General features: G+C 60.5%; 17 protein-coding genes. 12 read left to right on the top strand and 5 right to left on the bottom strand.

Annotation, left to right across the window (positions count from 1 at the left end; genetic code table 11):
• Positions 1-78 precede the first annotated feature (78 nt).
• On the bottom strand, positions 79-1548 hold the full coding sequence (locus ABW18_RS11700) for a class I adenylate-forming enzyme family protein (protein WP_049699157.1): 1470 nt from the start codon (positions 1546-1548) through the stop codon (positions 79-81).
• Between the two features lie 182 nt (positions 1549-1730).
• Between ABW18_RS11700 and ABW18_RS11705 the strand changes: the two genes are divergently transcribed.
• The 3 genes from ABW18_RS11705 (at position 1731) to ABW18_RS11715 (ending at position 5007) form a co-directional block, all read left to right on the top strand.
• The gene (locus ABW18_RS11705; protein WP_235434360.1) at positions 1731-2648 is read left to right on the top strand and encodes a DUF5995 family protein; all 918 of its coding nucleotides are present in this window, start codon (positions 1731-1733) and stop codon (positions 2646-2648) included.
• A gap of 163 nt (positions 2649-2811) precedes the next feature.
• Positions 2812-4233, top strand: a complete 1422-nt coding sequence (locus ABW18_RS11710) for an amino acid permease (RefSeq protein WP_049699158.1) — start codon at positions 2812-2814, stop codon at positions 4231-4233.
• Positions 4234-4338: 105 nt separating this feature from the next.
• Positions 4339-5007: a TetR/AcrR family transcriptional regulator gene (locus tag ABW18_RS11715; protein ID WP_049699441.1), complete on the top strand. Its 669-nt coding sequence runs from the start codon at positions 4339-4341 to the stop codon at positions 5005-5007.
• An 804-nt stretch (positions 5008-5811) separates the two neighbouring features.
• Here the strand turns inward: ABW18_RS11715 and ABW18_RS22740 are convergent.
• A complete protein-coding gene (locus ABW18_RS22740) occupies positions 5812-6849 on the bottom strand; it encodes a hypothetical protein (protein ID WP_152930076.1) in 1038 nt (345 codons plus the stop codon).
• A gap of 349 nt (positions 6850-7198) precedes the next feature.
• Here ABW18_RS22740 and ABW18_RS11725 point away from each other — a divergent pair, with 349 nt between their 5' ends.
• On the top strand, positions 7199-7690 hold the full coding sequence (locus ABW18_RS11725; protein WP_049699160.1) for a TIR domain-containing protein: 492 nt from the start codon (positions 7199-7201) through the stop codon (positions 7688-7690).
• Positions 7687-8706, top strand: coding sequence for an HIT family protein (locus ABW18_RS11730; protein ID WP_083444383.1), 1020 nt, complete (start codon positions 7687-7689; stop codon positions 8704-8706). Before ABW18_RS11725 ends, ABW18_RS11730 begins: the two co-directional genes overlap by 4 nt.
• Positions 8707-8815: 109 nt before the next feature.
• Here the strand turns inward: ABW18_RS11730 and ABW18_RS11735 are convergent, their stop codons facing one another.
• Together ABW18_RS11735 and ABW18_RS11740 are read right to left on the bottom strand one after the other, a co-directional pair.
• A complete protein-coding gene (locus ABW18_RS11735; protein WP_152930077.1) occupies positions 8816-9067 on the bottom strand; it encodes a hypothetical protein in 252 nt (83 codons plus the stop codon).
• 86 nt (positions 9068-9153) lie between these two features.
• Positions 9154-9681, bottom strand: coding sequence for a hypothetical protein (locus ABW18_RS11740; RefSeq protein ID WP_049699162.1), 528 nt, complete (start codon positions 9679-9681; stop codon positions 9154-9156).
• Between the two features lie 922 nt (positions 9682-10603).
• Here ABW18_RS11740 and ABW18_RS11745 point away from each other — a divergent pair.
• Positions 10604-12127 carry a type I restriction-modification system subunit M gene (locus tag ABW18_RS11745; protein ID WP_049699163.1) on the top strand — a complete coding sequence of 508 codons (1524 nt, stop codon included), beginning with the start codon at positions 10604-10606 and terminating at the stop codon, positions 12125-12127.
• Positions 12124-13266, top strand: a complete 1143-nt coding sequence (locus ABW18_RS22425; RefSeq protein WP_083444384.1) for a restriction endonuclease subunit S — start codon at positions 12124-12126, stop codon at positions 13264-13266. The genes ABW18_RS11745 and ABW18_RS22425 overlap by 4 nt, the downstream gene beginning before the upstream one ends.
• A gap of 62 nt (positions 13267-13328) precedes the next feature.
• On the opposite strand, the gene ABW18_RS11750 is transcribed toward ABW18_RS22425, so the two are convergent.
• Positions 13329-15158: a GIY-YIG nuclease family protein gene (locus ABW18_RS11750; RefSeq protein WP_049699164.1), complete on the bottom strand. Its 1830-nt coding sequence runs from the start codon at positions 15156-15158 to the stop codon at positions 13329-13331.
• A 171-nt stretch (positions 15159-15329) separates the two neighbouring features.
• Here ABW18_RS11750 and ABW18_RS11755 point away from each other — a divergent pair, with 171 nt between their 5' ends.
• The 5 genes from ABW18_RS11755 to ABW18_RS23000 all read left to right on the top strand — a co-directional run bounded on the left by ABW18_RS11755 (position 15330) and on the right by ABW18_RS23000 (position 21397).
• Positions 15330-18779 (top strand): DEAD/DEAH box helicase family protein, encoded by a 3450-nt coding sequence (locus ABW18_RS11755; RefSeq protein WP_049699443.1) that lies wholly within the window; start codon positions 15330-15332, stop codon positions 18777-18779.
• Between the two features lie 239 nt (positions 18780-19018).
• On the top strand, positions 19019-19495 hold the full coding sequence (locus ABW18_RS22745) for a hypothetical protein (protein WP_160318051.1): 477 nt from the start codon (positions 19019-19021) through the stop codon (positions 19493-19495).
• Positions 19492-20592 (top strand): serine/threonine-protein kinase, encoded by a 1101-nt coding sequence (locus ABW18_RS11765; protein WP_049699166.1) that lies wholly within the window; start codon positions 19492-19494, stop codon positions 20590-20592. The genes ABW18_RS22745 and ABW18_RS11765 overlap by 4 nt, the downstream gene beginning before the upstream one ends.
• Positions 20593-20753: 161 nt before the next feature.
• Positions 20754-21008, top strand: coding sequence for a hypothetical protein (locus ABW18_RS11770; protein WP_049699167.1), 255 nt, complete (start codon positions 20754-20756; stop codon positions 21006-21008).
• A 23-nt stretch (positions 21009-21031) separates the two neighbouring features.
• Positions 21032-21397 carry a MarR family winged helix-turn-helix transcriptional regulator gene (locus tag ABW18_RS23000; protein ID WP_200903255.1) on the top strand — a complete coding sequence of 122 codons (366 nt, stop codon included), beginning with the start codon at positions 21032-21034 and terminating at the stop codon, positions 21395-21397.
• Positions 21398-21742 lie beyond the last annotated feature (345 nt).

Here is a 21742-nt window from a genome sequence, read left to right on the forward strand (position 1 = left end):
GGGCAGGCGCTATCGACCGAGGACGCGGTCGGGCGCTCGGAACGTGTTGTGCGGGCTGGGTTCTACGTTGGTTGGGTTCTACGTTGGTTGGGGTTCGCGGACTTGGCGTCGTAGTCCTGGTTTGTCGATCTTGCCCACCGGGTTGCGGGGAAGTTGATCGACGACGTTGATCTCGTTGGGCCGCTTCGCTTTTGTGAGGATCGAGGCGACGTGGTCGGTCAGTTCGGCTTCGCGAACCGGCTGGTCCGGGTAGGCGACCACGAACGCGACCGGTACCTCGCCGTAGATGGGGTCGGGGGCTCCGACCACCGCGCACTCGAGAACCGACGGGTGGGTGGCGAGTGCGTTCTCGATCTCCTTGGGGTAGAGGTTCTCTCCACCGCGGATGATCATGTCCTTGATGCGATCGACCAGGGTGAGATAGCCGTCGGCGTCGAGGGTTCCGACGTCGCCGGTGTGCAGCCAACCGTCGACGACGGTGCTGGCGGTGGCGTCCGGGCGGTTGAGGTAGCCGCGCATGACGTTGGGGCCGGAGATGAGTACCTCGCCGGGTTCGCCGGTGGGTACGTCGTTGCCGTCGGGACTGACGATTCGGATGGTCTGGCCGGGCAGCGCAGGTCCGACGGTTCCCGTCTTCCGTTGTCCATCAAGGGGATTGCACGCCGAGGCGCAGGTGCCCTCGGTGAGTCCGTAGCCCTGCAGGATCGGGACGCCGAACGTCGACTCGACGTGGTCGAGCAGTTCCTTCGAGATCGGGGCGGCGCCACAGATCGCAAATCGCAACGAGGCGAAGGCCTCTGCGCTGACGTCGGGGTGGGAAACGAGTAGCGCGTAGATCGTCGGCACTGCCGAGAAGTAGGTCGGCGCCAGCGAGTGCAGGTCGGTGAAGAAGCGCGACGGCGAGAACTTCCCGGTGATGCTGAGTTGGCCGCCGGCCAGAATCGGCGCGAGGAAGCTGACGCAGATCGCGTTGACATGGAAGAGGGGCAGCACCAGCAGCGCGTGGTCGGCCGAGGTCAACGACATCAGGTCTTTCATCGTCGACGCCATGTAGTACAGGTTGTCGTGGGCCAGACGCACACCCTTGGGGCGGCCGGTCGATCCCGAGGTGTAGATGAGCAGCGCGTCGTCGGACATCGCCGGAGGCTCCGGAGGTGTCCACGACGAGCCGGAGGTTGCGAGGTCGTCGACGTGAAGAATGCTGCGCTCAGACGTGCCGGACAGGGCGTCGTCGTCGACGAGGACGAGGCGGGAACCCGAGTCGTCGAGCTGATACTGCGCCTCACTCGCGGTGAACGCCGGGTTGACCGGTGTCGCGATGGCGCCGAGGCGCCAGGCGGCGGCGATCGCGATGAGAAGTTCGACCCGGTTGGGCAGGAACGTCGCGACGACGTCGCCGCGTCGGACTCCGAGTGCGTCGAACTGCTCGGCTGCGGCGTCGACTCTGGCGGCAAAGCTCGCGTAGTCGAGTTCGGTGTGGTCGTCGCGGACGCATGGTGCGGCTGCACGATGGGCCAGCTCCCAGGGAAAATACGACGGTGCGCTCACGATGAATAGGTCCTCTACTAGGTGGATGTGAGCCAGAACACTAATAGCAGTCCGTGTGACCGAGAACGGCCCCGCGCACCAGACTTTCGTCGGACCTTTGTGCTCTGAGCACAGAACCGCCGTTGGCTTGCATATTCGTCGCAAGCGCTGCCGTCGAGCGACGCCGACCGTAGCATCGGATGATGAGCGCACCCAGATTCACGCTGGTGAGGATGATCGTTGCGCTCGCGGTCGCCGGTGGCGCGGTGACCGGAGCGGGCGCAGCCGTGGCTACGCCGACGGCCGGTGCTGATGTTTCACAGGCGTGCGGTAGCCCGCTGTCGGCGAGCGAGGTCCGGCGGATCGTCGAACTGTCGGACACCGCGGACGCGTCACCGGGTACGACGGCGCTTCCGGTCCTGGAACGTCAGGTAGGTCGCCTGTGGCAGATCACCGACATTCTCACCGCGCACCGTGACCGGCGAGGGTTGTTCGCCCTCGGATTGGCGGCGGTCGAGCGGGACGCGGTAATGCCGCTCCAGCACCAACCGTCGACGTTCCGCAACCCGCGTTGGGCTCCCGTGATCAGCCTGCGACTGCTCAACCGCTTCCTCGACGCGACGCACGCCGAGTTCTCGGGTGGCTCGGTGCCACCGCATTGGCAGCGGTACTTCGGATCGGCGCGCACCTGCAGCGTCTCCGGTGAACGCGCCGCGCTCAGCGGGTACAACGCTCACATCACCGTCGACCTTGCGTATGCCACCGCAGATGCGCGCACAACGGTCGACGATGCGTCGGACTACTTCCGGCTCGTCGATGCCATTGCCGCACATGGTGATTCGATCGTCCGTGAGACAGACCGTGCGTATCACGTCGACCTCGGACCGACGTTCCGCTTCTACTTCTTCGGTGAGGGACTCGACCGGCTGGTCGGAGCCGGAAAGGCGACTGGGCCGATGCTGCGCGCGGCCGACGTCGGCTACAACGTGCTGACGTTCGGCAACGGGTTGGCGCTGCAGGATCGTCGGACTCACGACGCCGCCGTCGTCGATATCGACGCACTGTGGAATACCGGCGACGCCGCACTCGCCGCATTCGAAACATGGGGTGCACTACGGTGATTCGGACATTCGCGACGTTGGCGCATTCTTCTGTGGAGTCGCGGGGCCTTCCGTAGGGTTAAGCGTCGGTAACTGACATGCCCGCACACATCGGGCCGTACCGCCACAAGCAGCACCCGCACCACATCGGGTCAATACCGTTTCGAAGGGACGTCATATAGCGATGGCAACCACCGAGTCACATAGCTCCACGGAGGAAGCGCCCACCTCGCTGGGGTCGAATCTGAAGCCCCGGCACATCACCATGATCTCGATCGCCGGAGTCATCGGCGCAGGTCTGTTCGTCGGATCGGCGAACGCCATCGAGAAGGCCGGACCGGCCGTGCTGATCTCCTACGCTTTGGCCGGCACCCTGGTGGTGCTGGTGATGCGGATGCTCGGTGAGATGGCGACGGCAAACCCCGACACCGGTTCGTTCTCGGTGTACGCCGACCGCGCGCTCGGCCGCTGGGCGGGTTTCTCCGTCGGCTGGCTCTACTGGTGGTTCTGGGTGCTCGTCATACCCGTCGAAGCGACGGCCGCAGCCGCGATCCTCACCGACCTGGTCGGTGGTCAACAGTGGATCTGGGCGCTTGCCGTGACACTGCTGCTGACCATCACGAACCTCGCGAGCGTCGGCAACTACGGAGAGTTCGAGTTCTGGTTCGCGCTGATCAAGGTCGTCGCGATCGTGGCGTTCATTCTCGTTGGCGTCGCAGCGATCTTCGGCTGGATTCCGAGCTCAGAAGTCAGCGGTGTGAGTCACCTGTGGCAGCCGGATGGGTTCATGCCCAACGGGTTCGGCGCGGTGATCGCGGGCATGCTCATCACGATGTTCTCATTCATGGGCACTGAGATCGTGACGATCGCCGCCGCAGAATCTCCGAACCCCGAACGCGGCATCACCAAAGCGGTCAACTCGGTGATCTGGCGGATCTCGCTGTTCTACATCGGGTCGATCTTCGTCGTCGTCGCACTGATGCCCTACAACAAACTCGAGAACGGTTCGTACCAGTCGGTGTTGGAGGCCATCGGGATTCCGGGGTCGAAGATCATCATGGACATCGTCATCCTGACGGCCGTCGCGTCGTGTTTGAACTCGGCGCTGTACACGGCGTCGCGCATGATGTTCTCGCTGGGAACCAGGCACGACGCCCCGCAGGTGGTGCGCAGCCTGACGCCGAAGGGAGTGCCGTGGGTTGCGGTGTTGATGTCGATGGTGGTCGGATTCCTGGCAGTGGTCGGCAATTATGTGTTGCCGGACAAGATCTTTGCGTGGTTGCTCGCTACGAGCGGTGCCATCGCGCTGTTTGTCTACCTGACGATCGCGGCGAGCCAGTGGCGGCTGGGACGCGTACTGCGCGCGGAGGGTCACCGGCCGCCGGTGCGGATGTGGCTGTTCCCGTACCTGACCGGTGTGGTGATGCTGTTCATTCTCGCCGTACTGATCTTGATGGTCTTCGACAACGATCAACGGCAGGCGATCATCTTCTCCGCAATCTCCGCGATGATCATCGTCTCGGCAGGATTCATCGTGCAGCGACGCAGCCGCTACCACTCCGACGACGAGGGTCCTCAGACGCGGTACCGAGAAGAGGTCTCGTGACGTCGACGTGCCGGTTGGGTGGCGCATCGACGCCCCCGACGTACTCGAGTGAATCTCCACTTCTCGATACCGCTGGTACTGACGGCCGTGATCGATAATGTCCCGATGACCGCGGAATCGTCAAGCTCCACTTCCCCAGGCGCCGGAGCCGACGTCGAGCCCCAACCGAAGCGCAGGCCGAGCCGCGCGAACGTTCAGGCCGACATCAGGGCGGCCGCGCGCGAGGTCTTCCTCGAACGGGGATACGCCAACGCGTCGTTGGAGATGATCGCGGGGCGCGCCGGATACTCCAAGGGCGCGGTGTACTCGAACTTCGCCAGCAAGGGCGCGCTGTTCATGGACCTGACGTCGTCTGTGTTCACCGAGCGGGCGACGGCCTTCACCGCGCCCGCGCTGGTGCCGACGTCGGAGAGCGCCGACCCCGAGACGGACATGCGCTTCCTGGCGCTGATGATCCTGAAGCAGATCCGGGACACGTACCGGACAAATGTGGTGTTCGCGGAGTTCCGGTCGGAGGTCGATCGGGACCCGCAACTCCTGGAGGACTACACCGCTGCGCGGGCGCAGCTCGCCGAATCGCTCGCGAGGAACATCGAAGAGGTCGTGGCTGCTCGACACCTGCGACTGCGGGTGCCTCCGCTCGACGCCGCCGTGCTCGTTCTCGCGCTGATCAACGGGCTCTCGCTCGAGTACGTCGGCCGCGAGGGCGAGCACGTGCTGTCCGTCGACACCATGACCGGCGTCCTGCTGTCGTTGGTGACGCGGGCGGAGTAGGTCGGCCGAATCGGCTACGGACCTTGTCCTGCACACGCCGGCGACCTCGGGGTGCTGCGATCAACATTGACTATCGATCTTCCCGCGCGCTGGGTTCAGCTGGCCGCTTCGACGCTTCAGCAGCGTCGCACGCGGGCCGAGAATCGTTCTGTCGACTGCGTCGACACTCGCGCGTTGTGCTCCGCTGCCTCATAGGAGAGGCTGTCATCCTTCAGGCGCCATGCGTCGTGCGGGCCCGAGTTCGATGTGCACGAGCCTCTTCCCGGGCAAGTTCTTAGAAGGTTTCACAGCGCAAGGCCACTGTTCTACGTACACAACTGCGACCTCAGCGCGAGGCCATCGAAATTATTGTCGTGGCGCCTCGCTGACGACCGAGTTGTGTACGTGCCTCGTCAAGGTCGAGCGCCATCGCGGTCGGCAGACGCTTATTGTCAGACCATTGAGTACAAAATGACAGGTCGAACTGCATGAAGGTGAGAGATGCCGGAATAGCCCGCAAATGGCACCCTTGCCACTCGCGATGACCCGTGTGCTCAGCACAACGGTGAACGAAACTACCGAGGGGAAGGAACACCCCGAGTCCCTGGGACAGAGCATCTGCCGTAGCAGGCTCGACGCATCAGGCAAGATCAGAGGCCTGAGGCCGAGTTGAACCGCTCGTCGAGTCTCTAGTACCCATTGCCACACAACTCCGTCGTCAGCGCGCCCACGCCGCCTGGCACCTGGCCCGGTTCGGTGGCAAACCTTCTGACCCGAACTGTTAGTGAGTCCGACGCAACCTGACTTAAGTCACTGGTCTTGCGTTCAATTCAAGTGCTGGTCCTGACATTTCTCGATAAGAGCATCGGAGTAGAAGCGCGCCCTAGGTTTAGACACGCGAAATTCTGCAACTGCTGCACACATGATCGAACCTAGGTCGACTGGATCCGGGACGATCGAGCGATCGTAATCGAGCGCGGACTGATAGGCAGTGTTCCAAACTCGCTGTGAGCCACTCACCTCAGCAACCAGCGCAAGGCCGCGCTCGGGGCAATCTCTGTAGTCAGTCTTCACCGAAAAAGTATCCTCGGAGCCATCGAGGTAGACGAGCAACGAATCTATACCGACAGACTCCATTGCCGAAACATACTTGGAAACAGGCCAGTCCTTCAACGTCGAGTTGTAATTGGGCTTGAAATACGAAATTAGCACATTCTCCAGAACAGCTACGATATCCAAAGATTCGAGGCGCCCATCTCGCGACACAAATTCTTGAACCCGTCCCACGGTAGGCAATGGACGCCCAGCTACAAAACCCCCTAAGACTGCTGACTGCGTGCAGGTCATCGGAATTATGCGGATATCGTAGGGCAATCCGCTGTGCTCGTCCATTATTCGAAGAATAGTGCTGTGTTTGGACAGTCTTTCGACTAGTGACCCATAGCCCTTGCCGTAAGACATTCCTACGTATAGGACATCCCAGCTCAGCAGTTCGAGGTATGTTCCCACATCATAACAGCCGGCGCCAAGTCCTTGGTATAGCACCTCTGCGGCAACGTCATGAGAATAGCACCAGTCTCCACAATCTACATCCTGCACCTTTTTCCCATGACAGAAGGCTTCAAAACCAATTAGAGAAGTCTCGACGCAATACGAATAGCGCGCGTCATCAGGATTGCGTGATTCGATATCGAGTCGATCGCGAGATATTGAGACTGTGACGGAAGGACGGATAACGACCATATACAGATGCGAGGAGTTAATCCTCTCCCGCAGACCCCGGTCACTCTGAATATCCGACCACGACGCAATCCCTTGCGGATGGATCGTGACGGCGAGAGGATTGCCGAACGCATAGCCCATATTGTCTCTCCTTAGTAGCCACAGCACGAGTAGCGTATAGGCCGGTACCGACAGCTCAAACGGGCAGATTCTTCTACCCATCAGTAATAGCTCCCGATGACGTTACGAACATAGCTGGGCTGGGCGTGTCGTCCTGGGCGTTAGCCCGACAGGACGATCTGATGGTTCACCGCCGAAGCGTTGTGGTGTCACGCCAACCTTTGCATTGGAAACCTCCTGGCCGCCGGGACTGAAATAGTCATGCCGCCCACCGCGAGGCTATTGCGCGCGGGAGATGTGTCAGACCTGAGAGCTAACCTCAACGAGCTGTAGCCTCCGGCAGACGCCGAGGCGTTGAGAGGAGCCAACGATGGCAACCAAGACCGTGTTCTATTCGTTCCATTACGAGCGCGACGTGCACCGAGTGCAACTCGTCCGACAGATCGGAGCGCTCGAGGGCCAACCGCTACTTGGCGCCCAGCAGTGGGAGGCGGTCCGCCGACAGGGCGCGCAGGCGATCAAGGACTGGATCCACAAGGAGATGGCCTATAAGCGCGCCGTTGTCGTTCTGATTGGTCAAGAGACCGCTTCTCGACCGTGGGTGTTGTACGAGATCGAGAAGGCGTGGAACGACAAGAAGCCACTAGTCGGTGTGCGCATCCATGGCCTGGCATCGATGGGTTCCGGTGCCGACCGTCGCGGAGCCGACCCGTTCGCCAAGGTTCCGGCTGTGAGCGGCGTTCCAGTGTTCGACCCGACACAGACGAACTGGCAGGGACAAATTGACACCAAGGCCACCTACGCGTGTTTGTCCAAAAACCTGGAGAACTGGGTGGGGCAGGCAAAGACTCGACTGCTGTGAACCCTGAACAGTGCCCGTTCTGCACGATCGTCGCTGGGACCGATCCCGACGTCCGAGAGGTGTACCGGAATGAGCATGTCGTCGCGTTCTTTCCGACGGAACCGGCCGTCTTAGGTCACGTACTTGTGGTGCCGAGGCGGCATGTGGAAGACATCTGGGGACTGCGGCCGGAGGAATTGGCGGAACTATCGACTGCAGCAGTATTTCTCTCCTCAGCGCTACGCATCGCGCTGCTGCCGGAGGGTCTCAACGTCATCCAGTCCAACGGAGATGCCGCTACCCAGACCGTGCACCACCTTCACGTGCATCTCGTCCCTCGACGAGGTGGGGACGCGATGGGACCGATCTGGCCACCAGAGACCGACTACACGGAAGCTAGCAAGGACGACGCGCTTCGTCGCGTGAAAGCTGCGGTTCAGTCCACTCCGCCGCTCGCGCAGCCAGAGTTGTCGCCCGAAGATCGACGCAAGCACCTCGACTACATCCAGGCTGTGGTGACGCGACAATCTGCGGCGTCTTCGTCTGCGAAGGGATGGCTCCTTCCGGTCACAACAGCAGCCTTCGGCTTCGCGCTCACCCAGCACCTATGGCCACTGGCCCTCCTCGGTGTTGTCGCGGTAATCCTCTTCGCTTACCTCGACGCCAACTACCTGCGCAGCGAGAAGGCGTTCCGGAAGCTCTACAACACGGTCGCGCGAGCGGAACGCATGGTCCCACGGTTCACTCTCGATCCGACAGACGCCGACGAGCCGCTGGCGGACGGCACGCCCGAAAAGACGAGGTGGCAGAAGCTCAAGCAGTCATACCTCCCGGAATGGTCTGTCTGGCGGTCATGGTCTATCGCCCCCTTCTACGTCGCGATGCTCGTCCTCGGGGTCGGCGTCCTGATCGCTGCAGCCGTCACCCGCCCCACACCGGTGGGCTCGCGGGAGAACATTCAATCGCCACCGCCGACGCATACAACGGTCACCTCTGTGCCCATCCCGGCAAACATCCCCGAGCCGCCACGGCCCTAGCGAAGCTACCCTCCCCGCCGGGTCAGCATTCCCGATGCGAGGATTCGACCAAGGGCCCCGCTCGCCGTCGCAGATCGATCTACTTATCCTCCGATCGGCCATGCCCCGGTCACCGCGAACGCGAGAGCCTGAGCCGCGAAGAGTCGGAGATCCGAATCACCTGGAGCACATCCGCAGCAGCGAACATGTTGCTCACCGTCACGTCCGGAAGGAGCCCCACCGGCAGGGTCACCTGCATTCCGAGCGCGTCACGAACCATCACGATGTGCTGTCGCTCCTCGAGAGCCGATAGTGGGAACCCGAGCTGATTCATCTCCGCCGCCATTCGCCCCGCATTCGTGATCTCGACGGGCGCGATCACTGAGACTGTGTCGTCGAGGGTGTGTGACACGGTCCCCGTCGGGGAGTACGCGCATCTCGTTCGTCCGGTGTGCGAAGCGCTACCCCTCATGCCGCCCAGCGTGCAGCGTCGGCGTGTGCGGCGGCCAGGACCTCAGCGAACTCGTCGCCGCCGCCGGTCGCGTAGCGAACCGCGGTTTCGTCGTTGAGGGCGGGGTTGGGTGAACACATCCAGAGCACAGCGGTCCACGCGTTGGTGTGTTCGCGCAGGATTTGCCACACCTGCAGCAGATGTTGGTCGACCTTGGCGGCATCGGTGAACTGCCATGTGGGGTACACCCAGGTACCCGACTCGAGTTGGCAGCCGATGAGAGTGTTGTTCTTGACGCGTTTGGCGATCGCCTGCTTGCTCACACCGAGCCACGAGGTCAATCCGGCAGTGTCGTAGAACGGCCCCACTCGCTGGTCGTGCACCGTGACCGATGGCAAGGCAGCGGCCATCGCCGTCGCTATCCGCTGGGTGTCGGCGAAGACTTCGGCGTCGACACCGGCATCCTCGGCCATCGCGAACCGCTCATCGACCAGCCTGCTCAACTCGTCGAGCAGCGCCTGCTTGCAATCGGTCAGATCAGACACAACAACCCCTCCGGCGAACCTAGACGACTTACGACGTGTCTACGCCGCCACGCGGCAGCGGGCAACCCAGTCAACCTCGATGAGCGTCCTGTAGACGGGTTCCCGATGCTCCGATTGGGGTATTCGCATGGCCACCGCAAGTGTTCGACCGGACAAAGCAGCGCACTCTTCGACCGGAGCTGACACCCGGATGTCTGTGGCGCGTGACCACCCAGCCCCACGCCGCATGCCCTGCCCGCATCGAACACCGCAACGACTCAAGTTTCGGAACGTCAATTTTGTTACAGACAGGCGGATTCAATGATGATGTCGCCCAATCGGGTTGGCGTCAGCGACGAGTGCCCGGGCCGCGCGGATAGACGCAGGGGCTCGGTCGGCTACACCCAGGCTCGGGCAAGCTTGCGCGCACACGGTTGTCACAGACCACACGTACGCGCACGACACGCCTAGCGGCCAGCGCTCTCCGTCGTTAGAGCGTCGAGAGGCAGCTGCTGGCGGCGAGCGTGCAGTTGCCTGTTTCATTGGCGTAGCGCTTTTTGGCACGTAACAGGTCTTCGACGCCGATCCCTCTCTCGAGGACGAGCGACAGGTCATGACCGCCGATGGCCTAAAAGGTGTGCCACGCTGATAGTCGCGTAATCCCTCCGCGCTGAACCCTGAGAGGCTGACGAACAGGCCTAACGCACGTTATGCAGCATTGAAGGGCGACGGAAAGTGCAGGTAGAGGCTGTGCGGCCACTTGCCGGCTCGCCCTCGTGGAGCGTTTCCAGCAAACGAAGGGCGACGATGTAGGTCCTCAGGACACACAGCAGACGGCGAAGATCGGATCTACCTTCGGGCGTGTCGCCTCGGCCAAGCTGTCGGAGCGACGCGCTATACAGTTCTGTTCGGGTTCATCACGACTGTTTGGGAGTACACGAGAGTGATCACGGGAGAGCAGAAGAGCAAGGTCAACGCCGTTTGGGACGCATTCTGGTCCGGCGGCATTTCTAACCCGTTGGAGGTGATGGAGCAGATCACCTACCTGCTGTTCATCCGCCGCCTCGACGACGAGCAACAGCTCGCCCTCAACCGCGCCAACCTCACCAAGAAGCCCATCACGGGCAACCCGTTCCCCGTGGACCGCACCGACCTGTCGTGGTCGGAGTTCAAGAACTACGCCCCCGACGACATGTTCCGCACCATCGATGAAGAAGTGTTCCCGCTCATCCGCACCATGCGCGACGAAGACTCCACCTACGCCCACTTCATGAAAGACGCCCGCCTCTCCATCCCCAACCCGGGCATGCTCACCAAGGTCGTCGACCTCCTCGACAAGATCGAGATGCGCGACCTCGACACCAAAGGCGACGTCTACGAGTACATGCTCGCCAAGATCGCCAGCGCAGGACAGAACGGCCAATTCCGCACACCCCGCCACATCATCAAACTCATGGTCGAGATGATGGCGCCCGAACCCGGCGACACCATCGTCGACCCGGCCTCAGGAACCTGCGGCTTCCTCGTTGCCGCCACCGAATACATGCGCGATCACCACGCCGCCGAGATCAACTCGAGCAAGGGAGCCAAGCACTTTCACCACAACATGTTTCACGGATTCGACTTCGACAACACCATGTTGCGAATCGGATCGATGAACATGCTGCTACACGGAGTCGAGCAACCCGACATCCGCTACCGCGACTCACTCGCCGAAGCCAACAGCGGAGACGCCGGCGCCTACTCCCTCGTGCTCGCCAACCCACCCTTCGCCGGCAGCCTCGACTACGAGAACACCGCCAAAGACCTCCAGCAAATCGTCAAGACCAAGAAGACCGAACTACTCTTCCTCGCCTTGTTCCTGCGGTTGCTCAAGCCTGGTGGGCGGGCGGCCGTGATCGTGCCCGACGGCGTGCTCTTCGGCTCCTCCAAGGCGCACAAGGCCCTCCGCAAGATGCTGGTCGACGACCACAAACTCGACGCCGTCGTGAAACTGCCGTCGGGCGTCTTCAAGCCTTACGCGGGGGTCTCCACAGCGATCCTGTTCTTCACCAAGACAAACTCAGGCGGCACAGAGCATGTCTGGTTCTACGACGTCCAAGCGGACGGATTCTCGTTGGACGACAAGCGAATCGCGCTCCTTGACAGCGAGAACCTCGGACCGCTCGCCGAACTCACTAACGACGAGCACGTTAAGAACAATCTTCCCGACGTCCTCGCCCGCTGGGCCGAACGCGACGGCACCGAACTCGAGCGTGAGCGCACCGAGCAGTCCTTTTGCGTTCCGCGGAACGCCATCGAGGAGCAGGGCTACGACCTCAGCCTCAACCGGTATAAGGAGATCGTCCACGACGAGGTTGAACACCGAGCACCCGAAGAGATCCTCGACGAACTCGCCAAACTCGAACTCGACATCCAAACCGGCCTCGCCGAGCTACGCCAGATGCTCGCCGGTGGTGCCAAGTGACTTGGCGCGAAGCGCAGTTGGGGGATGTCGCACTGATTGAGCGCTTGGGGGTTGCACCGAGTGAGATTCAGGACGGCACTACATATGTTGGATTGGAAAACATCAAGTCCGGAGGCGGGTTCGTTGACGTCGAACAAGTGGTGAGCGGCCAACTCGCGAGTACCAAGTTCACTTTTAGTGACGATCACATTCTTTACGGAAAGCTCCGACCGTACCTAGCGAAGATTGAGGCTCCGGACTTCCCCGGTGTCTGTAGCACTGACATTCTTCCGATTCGCCCTGGACCAGAACTTGACCGCCGCTACCTTCTGCATTTTCTTCGCCAGCCATCCCAAGTGGCTCTTGCTGATAGCAGAAGCTCCGGAGCGAATCTCCCGAGGCTGAGTCCGACGGAACTGGCCAAGTTCAGTGTTCCTCTCCCTCCCCTACCCGAACAACGCCGCATCGCAGCCATCCTCGACCACGCCGATACCCTGCGCGCCAAGCGTCTACATGCAGTTTCTGTTCTGGATGACCTTGGCGGCGCCGCATTCCAACATTTCGCCGCAGGCGCACCCCAAGCACCGCTCGGAGATCTATTAACCTTCGTGACCAGCGGAGGCAGAGGTTGGGCGAAGTACTACGCTGATCGTGGTGACCGCTTCATCCGATCGTTGGACGTTCAAATGAACTCAATTTCCGATGATGACTTGGTATATGTGTCTGCGCCAGACAACGCAGAAGCTGGTCGAACACGTACACGGGAAGGCGATGTACTGCTAACCATTACCGGATCGCGAATCGGACGGGCAGCGGCGCTGCCCTCGAGCCTCTCCGGGGCATACATAAGTCAGCATGTCTCGATACTTAGGACGGATACCGAGCGGTTACTACCAAGGTACCTGTCCGCATTTCTGTGTTCAGAAGTGTGGGGGCAGCGACAGATTCGTTCGAGTCAGTATGGTCAGACGAAGCCCGGCTTGAACTTCAAACAGATCCGTGATTTCGCAATACCTCTACCCGCTGTGGGACAGCAACAGAAATTCTGTGACTTCGCCGCGGCGTCGGAATGTCGCGGCGAAATGGGTCGAGAGGCTTTGGCTGCAACAAAAATGCTGTTCGACGCTCTCCAATCTCGTGCGTTCAGTGGTGAACTGTGAGCGATGTTGACCACAAGTTCGAGGGTTTGGCTTTGCAAAAAAGACTCACGCTCACATCTGGTTTATTGTCCTGTCGTGCGCAGAATGGCGTTCACTAAGACGGGATTGTGTGAGTTCTTGTTTTTCCCCATCTTGCCTTTCTTCATGAGATGCAAGGCTGCGGTTGCGGCTGCGCGAGTGACTGCAGTGTCATCGAGGAGGTCATCAATCGAGGTGAGGTCTGGTGCCCACAGCATCAAGTTGAAGGGCCCGGCCTCCTGAAAGTCGGTTTCCGTAACGCACACTCCAGGGTGTTGACGCATAAATCTGATCAAGGCGTCGTCGGACATTGACTCTCCAAGGAGTTCAACGCCGTTGACATGCAGCATTCCTCGTAGATGTTTGTCCTTGTCGATCATGGTTCTGAACGCTTCGGTGTTCCGAATGCTGAGATTGGACAGGGTGCGGAAATATGGAGTGTTGCGCGGAGAGCTCAATACCCAGTGCTGGTATTCGGTGTGGCGCGGAAGCGGAAGACATCGCTCCATGTAAGTCCGTAACAACGAACGCACTGTGTCGGCGTGCTCTCCAGTGCGTTTGAGCCACACCCTGTAGTCGTCTTCGGCGGCCGTCAGGCTTCTTCGGCTCTGGTTGGGCGAATGGGCTATTTGCTTGTGCGCGTTGACGCCGATGGGATCGGCGAGCCATGCCGCGGAAGTTGTCCCGTTCTTCCTGAAGATGTCATCTAGCGAGCTGTCATCGCCGATGGCGTAGGTCATTTGAGCTTTGTTTCGTGCCGGAAGTCCAGCTTGTTGGACGCTGTGGATCAGGGTCGCTTCGTGGTCGAGGAGGTGTCGCAGCGGGTTCACGATGCTTCCTGCTTCGATATCCGGCCGTAGGCGGATTCCGCGAATGTCTTTGTGTGTGCTGCGGTGTCCTTTGAGCCGATCGGCGATGGATATCGACTGGCCTAAGTAGCAATCGCCGTTAGTGAAATCTAGAAGGTAATAGCCGGCGTTTCCGGAGTCGAGTGCGTCGAGGGCTCGCTGCACATTTGCGGGCATTGCGGGGTGGACTGGCGATGTGAAGTCGTTGCTCGTAGCCCATTGGTCCACAGCTCTCCGCCGTTCATCGATCTCGTCTTGGGTAGGTGCCTGTTTTATCGGCGGCTGGGTGACGATGGATGTTTTCATCGAGCTACCGGAGGTATGCCGCTGGATTGGAGCGTCGAGATCGGGGGTCAGTGTCCACGTTGCTGAGCTGCACAGCGCAAACGTGAACATGTCCTTGAGTCGGATGGTTTGTATTGTGCCGCTGCGTGTTACAGCGCTGACCTGCTCGTGGGGAAAACCCCACGATTCTGTTCCGTCGCCTGCCCCTTGCTTGTATGTGGCCTCAACGCGTGAGAAGCCCGTCGGCAGACGCATGGCTCGTACTGCGGTGTACGCGCGGTCGTGGTCGAGCTCTGGCGCATCCGCGCGGAGTGTGATCTGCGGTGTGCCATCTTCGGCAGCTCCGTGTTGCACCGTCACTTGCCAACCACTTGCGACGAGTGTCGTGAATAGGTCGATCAACGCAGCGTGTGCCTCAAGGGTGGCATCTACTTGGTCGGAAAATGCATCTTCGTCGCCCGGATCGATCTCCGAAACATCGTGAGGAATCAGCGGGGTCCATAGACCTGAGGATTCCGAATCTTCCCCGTCAACCGTGGGATCGTTATCTACCCAGCGATCGCCGTCGTAGGTCTTCACGAACTCGCCGCCGCCATCCTCTTCGAGGAACTCGACGGTCAACGTCAATACTCCTTCGCAAGGACATAGCCGTATGGCGAAGTCGCAAGCAGCGAGCGGGAACACGCTGAGTTCGTTGAGCAGGTCAGCTAGGAACGCAGTTCTCGTGGTGGCGAGTGGCATCTGATTCTCCGTTGCATGGTGGTCGAGCAGTCTGATTGTTCCCGCCGTCACCGACAGTGTTCCGGTGGAAGTTGGCGAGTGCGCTCTGTCGGACCAGCGGCCTATTCTGTCTGGCTTGCCGAGATTCTGCGGGGTATGTGTCAAGATCGGACAGGCTGGAAGGGAGGCATCGTGGCCGGTAACTTTGATTTCTTGCAGGGTGAGTGGCCTCATGTTCACGCGTCTGCGAAGAACGCTGAACGCGATGCGCTCTTCGACAGCCGCTCCACCTGCTTCTACGCACGGCGTGCGGTCGAGGCGGCGGTCAAATGGCTCTACACGGTCAACGATCTGGACCAGCCGTACAAGGCCGACCTGTCAGCCCGCATCCACGATCCTGCCTTCCAGGCGATCGTTCCAGGCGCGGTGCAGACCAAGCTTGATCTGATTCGACGGGCTGGCAACCACGCGGTGCATGATGACCGTCCGATCGGTCAGGAATCCGGTGTCCGGCTGCTCGAGGAGCTGTTCCATGTGATGTCGTGGCTGGCGCGCACGTACGCGTCCCAGCCGGATTCCAAGCCGACACCCGAGCAGAAACTCGACCGGGCGAAGCTACCCAAGCCGGGTGGCGGGGCGGCAGTGGCTAAGACGATGGCGCAGTTGCAGGAGCTCGGCGCCGAGCTCGAGGCCAAAGACGCCCAACTTGAAGAAGCCGCGAGTGCGCGCGCTGATCTCACCGAGCAGTTGCTGGCCCGCGATGAACAACTCAAGGCCGCCGACGCCGCCCATGCCAGCTTGGAAGAACTCGTAGCGCAGCTGCGCGCGCAGGTCGCCGCGGCACAATCAGCAGCTGCCGGGCACGCCGATACCCACGACTACGACGAGGCCCGCACCCGCACCGACATCGTCGACCTGCTGCTGCGTGAAGCCGGTTGGGATGTTAATTCCCCCCGGGTCCGCGAGTATCCGGTGACAGGCATGCCCGACGGCAAGAACGGTTTCGTCGACTACGTGCTCTGGGGCACCGACGGATTACCGTTGGCGGTGGTCGAGGCCAAACGCACCTCCAAGGATGCGACCGTCGGTCAGCACCAAGCCAAGCTCTACGCCGACTGCCTCGAAAAGATGCACGGGCAACGTCCGATCATCCTCTACACCAACGGATTCGACACCTGGCTGTGGGACGACCTCTACTACCCGCCACGCGAAGTCGAAGGCTTCTACACCCGCGACGAACTCGCGCTTGAGATCCAACGCCGGACCACCCGCAAGAAACTCGCCGACGTCGACATCAACACAGCAATCGTCGAACGCCCCTATCAGACACGCGCGATCCGCAACGTCACCGAAGGCTTTGAGGACAAACGCCAACGCGCCGCACTACTCGTGATGGCCACCGGGTCCGGCAAGACCCGCACCGTGATTGCCCTGTCGGACGTGTTGATGCGCGCGAACTGGGCCAAACGCATCTTGTTCCTCGCCGACCGCAAAGCCCTCGTGAACCAGGCGGCCAACGCGTACAAGACATTCCTGCCGGACACGTCACCGGTCAACCTCCTCACCGAGAAGACCACCGACGGCAGGGTCTACGTGTCGACGTATCCGACGATGATGGGGTTGATCAACGACCTCGACAACGGCCGACGGCGCTTCGGTCCCGGCCACTTCGACCTGGTTGTCATCGATGAAGCCCACCGCTCGGTGTACCAGAAGTACCGTCGCATCTTCGAGTACTTCGACTCTTACCTCCTCGGGCTGACCGCCACCCCCAAGGACGAGGTCGACTACAACACCTACCTACTGTTCAACCTGGAAACAGGTGTTCCCACAGACGATTACAGTCTCGACGAGGCTATCAAGGACGGATATCTGGTACCGCCGCGCGCGGTGACGGTGCCGCTGGCGTTCCCGCGATCGGGCATCAAGTACGACGATCTGTCCGAGGAGGAGAAGAAACGCTGGGAGGGCGAGGACTGGGGCGAAGATGTCGATCCCGACGAGTTCCCCGACGAGGTGTCGTCAGAGGCAGTCAACAAGTGGCTTTTCAACACCGACACTGTCGACAAAGCTCTCGAGGTCCTCATGACTCGCGGCCACCGCGTTGCTGGTGGTGATCGCCTTGGCAAGACCATCATCTTCGCCAAGAACCAGAAACACGCCGACTTCATCGCCCAACGCTTCGACCGCAACTATCCGCAGTACAACGGCCACTTCGCCGCTGTCATCACCCACGCCGTCTCCCACGGCCAAGACCTGATCGACCAGTTCTCCCAACCAGATTCCAGCCCGCACATCGCAATCTCAGTCGACATGCTCGACACCGGGATCGACGTTCCCGACGTCGTTAACCTGGTCTTCTTCAAACCCGTCCGGTCCAAGACCAAGTTCTGGCAGATGGTCGGACGCGGCACCCGCCTACGCCCCGATCTCTACGGCCCTGGGCAGGACAAGAGCGACTTCTTCATCTTCGACCTCTGCGGCAATGTGGAGTTCTTCAACGCCCACCCGGCACCTGCCGAAGCCCGGCTGCCAGCCTCCCTATCTGAGCGGCTATTCACCGCCCGCACCGACATCGTCTGGGCGCTCGACCGGTCCCACAGGAACACTGAGCTGCGCGACGGCATCACCGACGTGCTGCACACTCAGGTGTCTGGAATGAACCTCGACAACTTCCTCGTCAGGCCACGCCGCCAGCAAGTGGAGGTCTACCGTGATCGCAGCGAATGGGAATCGCTGACCGAACAGAAGGTCCGTGAGATCGTCGAGAACCTCGCTGATCTACCCACGGCCGTTCGAGACACCGACGAAATGGCAAAACGCTTCGACCTCATCGTCCTACGCGGCCAACTCGCCGTCATCGAAGCCGACGACACCACCCTCGAACGTCAGAAAGACAAAGTTCGCACCATCGCCGACGGCCTCCTCGAGCAGCTCACCATCCCCAAGATCAAAGCCAAAGAAGAACTGCTCCGCGAAGTCGCCTCCGAGGATTGGTGGGACGACGTCACCCCCGAGATGCTTGAGGACGCGCGCAAGGAATTGCGGTCCCTCGTGGGGCTACTCGAGAAGACAAAGCAGCCGATCGTCTACACCGATCTGCAAGACACCTTCACCGGCGACGTCACCGAGGTCGACATGCCGCACATGGCGACTGGTACCGACAAGGAGCGATTCAACGCCAAGATGCGCGACTACCTGCGACGACAACCCGACAATCTTGCGCTCCAGAAGCTGCGGACCGGAAAGCCATTGACACAGGCCGACATCGACTCGCTCCAGGAACTCCTCACCCGAAGTGGCGCAGGCTCGGAGGACGAGCTTCAGCAGGCAATCAATGACGCGCACGGCCTCGGGCGCTTCATCCGATCGCTTGTAGGGCTGGATCGGCAGTCGGTCAACGAGGCCTTTGCCGAGTTCATAGACGACGTGAATGCGACTGCCGACCAGATCCACTTCATCGGACTCGTCACCGAATACCTCACCCGAAACGGTGCAATGGATTCATCGCAGATCTTTGACCCGCCCTTCATCGACAACGCCCCCCAAGGTCCAACGCAAGTGTTTGCGATGGACGTTGTGTCCCGCCTGATGGATACGATCGAGCAGATCAGCTCATCAGCGGATCAGGAGTCTGCGTAGTTGCGACGACAAAAGCAGTTCGACGCGCGTTTGAAACATAGGAGTCGGCACCGGATTCGAACGATTCGATGGTAACCAGGGCACGTGTTCCAAAGGAGGCCGATCTGCGGAGTAGTTAAAACCAAGCTTTTCGAGGTGGATGTCTCAGAGACATAGCGTCCTCAAATCTTGATCAGGCCCTCTGAATCTGGTGAATTCAAGGAGTTGCAGTATTTGTTCAACAATACAGGTTGTGAGAAATGAAGAGAATTGCTGGGGTGCACGTCAAGAGTGGAGGGATCAATGTGGCTGTTGTAGAGGAAAGTGGTTGTGATACACCACTGCTGATCTCGACAAAGCGCATCGAGAGCAACAATGCGCTTCCTGACACGGCGCGCTTTGCAGACTTGATAGACCGGTTTCGGCAGCATCTTTCCCCAATGGGTGTGAACGCGGTCGCCATTCTCCAGACCAGAGCGTTCAGCAATCTAAAGTACTCTGCCGCGTTCAATAGGGTTTTCGCGATCTGCGCCGTGCTCCAGGGGGCATCAGCTCTCCACATCGATGCCACCACCTACACAACGAACGCAGTTGGGGCTTCCATGTCGCTCGAAGCCAACCAACTCAAACAGTTTGACTATAAGACGCTCGGAGTGACAGAGGCTCCCACTTACTGGACGACAGGCATGGCAGAAGCTAGTGCCGTATCCGTCTATGCCCTAAAGGCCTTGAGGTGAACGGCGAGGCGAGTCAACCGCACACCGGCTCGTCTACACAGCGACGGGACCAGCATGTTCTGTCGTTGCCATTCGAATGCCTTCGCAGTATCCCCGAGGGGATCAATGAAGTTCGCGTCTGGCATGACCCACTCCTGGATTGCAAGCGAGTCGGCAAACGCATCGAGATATCGCAGATTGACGATGCCTTACCAGAGGCCGCGACACTACAGTCGATCCAGCACAACAACGTTGTACCGGTGTTGGGGGCAGCAGAGGTGAGCGGTTATCCAGCGCCGCTGCGGGTTGTTGAGATCATCACACCCTACTTCGAACGGGGGTCGATCACTGATGCTCAGCTACGGGGGGAAGAATTCAGGGCTTCAGAAGCCGTCGCGATCACGCAGGCAGTATTGCGCGGTCTGGCGGAAATCCATGAGGTACATGGGATCGGCCACCGTGACATAAAGAGCGGAAACGTCCTGCTGTGTCACAATTACCGCGCGAGAGTGGCCGATCTCGGCCTCGCGGGTCGCTTCAATGACGGAGGCGAAGTCAGAGCCCTCAACAATCCGACCCTGTACAGCCCACCTGAGTTTGCGACGAGCAAGATGCTAACTAGGGCGAGCGATATCTACGGGATCGGACTTGTGCTGAGGGAGCTCCTCGGCGGCCATTTTCCATTCGCCGAGTATCCAATCTCGTTGATCATCAAGCGAATAAGTGCCGGTCGAACACCGCTCACGATTTCAGATCAGGCCCTGCCACTCTGGGCCTCGAGTTCCATGCGGCGCGTATATGCAAAGGCGACCCACCGAGACCCCGGTCAGCGATACCAGTCAGCGCAGGAGATGGACGAGGCATTAGCGCATGTCACGGCGATTGACTGGGAACAGACCGACATAGGCTGTTGGGAAGCACCATTCCTGTACGAGCAGCGCAAAGTCCGTGTCGAAGCGCGGCATATGGTGCGATCTGGCGATTACCGGATGAGCATTCTTACTCACGCCGGGCGCGGTTGGCGCAGGGCTGCCGAGGATGTCGATGTGCCAGATCTCGGCGGCCGTCCCGTCCGGAAGGTCTTCGACCAAGCGTCAAGGATCGCGACCGTTCGCTGAGCGCTTTGCTGAAGGATTATGGCGTGCCCGACTGCTCGGCCCATGTTGTGGGCCTCGGATCGCCACCGGGTCGACAGACTCCAGCCCGCGCATTCACCAACCCCCACAGGGATTAGATATCCAGCAGCGCTCAGTCGTTCGAATGAGGCGGTGACACGCGGTTGGACGACTCCGCGTTGCGGATCGGACAGGACGCCCAAGCACTGCCCTTCGGCGGACTGGCCAAACCCAGCGATCAACTGTTCGGCGAATACGGACATCGCCCACCCATGACGGGGAAGAACGGTGTAGGTGCGGTCGACGCCACGCGCCTTATCCAGTGCAACAACGGCAGCCAAGACCAGCGCATCAAGGTTGCCGATGCGGTCGGCCTCTGCCAGCATCTCCATGCAGACCAGATTACATGTTTCGTGTAACTCGTTTCACGTAACATGCTTCAATGGCCATGCCTAGTAACCCAATGGAGCGGCTATCGAAGATTGTCCTCGGGCAAATCCACCGATTAGCAGTCATGTCATGGATCGCGCAGTCCGAGGACGTGATAAATCCGAGCGATCTCGCAGCTGACCTGGGATTGCCTTCTCTCAGCGCGATACAGAACCCGCTGCGTGACTTGGCAGAGGCCGGGCTGATCCAGCGGCTACCTACGACCGCCGGTAGGACCTACTACGAGAAGGTGGACAGCTCGGCCTGGTCCTTCGCTGAAGAGTTAGTGGCCTCTCTCGGACCGATGGAAGGCGACGCCCTCAGTGCATACGGCCAAACACCTGCCGGACATCAGATGGCAAACGGAGACACGCAATGAGTCAACGCCGCGGATTGGTGTGCCAGTGCGACATTCTCGCTGTGCTATTGCTCGGAGGATCTGTGATGAGCCGCTGGTCAACACCATTTCCAAACATGCCTGCTCGGAGGTCAGTGTTTCACACGTTCTGGCTCTTCGCGCGTCCCCGTATCGGGGCCAGTTTTTCACCCTCGCATTACCCGCTGTCGCCCACTCAACTTGAGTATGCGCCCGCTCGCCCCGGCAGGGTTCCTCTCACAAGTGGACCTCGAGGCCGGACAAAACTCGAGCGAGCCCGCCTCCAAACAGACGGGATTAGCGCAATCGGGGATCTTCAAATCTCATGTCCCGCCGGCGCCGATAATG

Source organism: Gordonia jacobaea, assembly GCF_001186365.1.
Classification (GTDB): domain Bacteria; phylum Actinomycetota; class Actinomycetes; order Mycobacteriales; family Mycobacteriaceae; genus Gordonia; species Gordonia jacobaea.

Excerpts from the sequence above, each read along its gene's own strand:
- ABW18_RS11705 (WP_235434360.1), top strand. The coding sequence starts at position 1,731 with ATGAGCGCACCCAGATTCACGCTGGTGAGGATGATCGTTGCGCTCGCG.
- ABW18_RS11710 (WP_049699158.1), top strand. The coding sequence starts at position 2,812 with ATGGCAACCACCGAGTCACATAGCTCCACGGAGGAAGCGCCCACCTCG.
- ABW18_RS11715 (WP_049699441.1), top strand. The coding sequence starts at position 4,339 with ATGACCGCGGAATCGTCAAGCTCCACTTCCCCAGGCGCCGGAGCCGAC.
- ABW18_RS22740 (WP_152930076.1), bottom strand. The coding sequence starts at position 6,849 with ATGGGCTATGCGTTCGGCAATCCTCTCGCCGTCACGATCCATCCGCAA.
- ABW18_RS11725 (WP_049699160.1), top strand. The coding sequence starts at position 7,199 with ATGGCAACCAAGACCGTGTTCTATTCGTTCCATTACGAGCGCGACGTG.
- ABW18_RS11750 (WP_049699164.1), bottom strand. The coding sequence starts at position 15,158 with ATGCCACTCGCCACCACGAGAACTGCGTTCCTAGCTGACCTGCTCAAC.
- ABW18_RS22745 (WP_160318051.1), top strand. The coding sequence starts at position 19,019 with ATGAAGAGAATTGCTGGGGTGCACGTCAAGAGTGGAGGGATCAATGTG.
- ABW18_RS23000 (WP_200903255.1), top strand. The coding sequence starts at position 21,032 with ATGGCCATGCCTAGTAACCCAATGGAGCGGCTATCGAAGATTGTCCTC.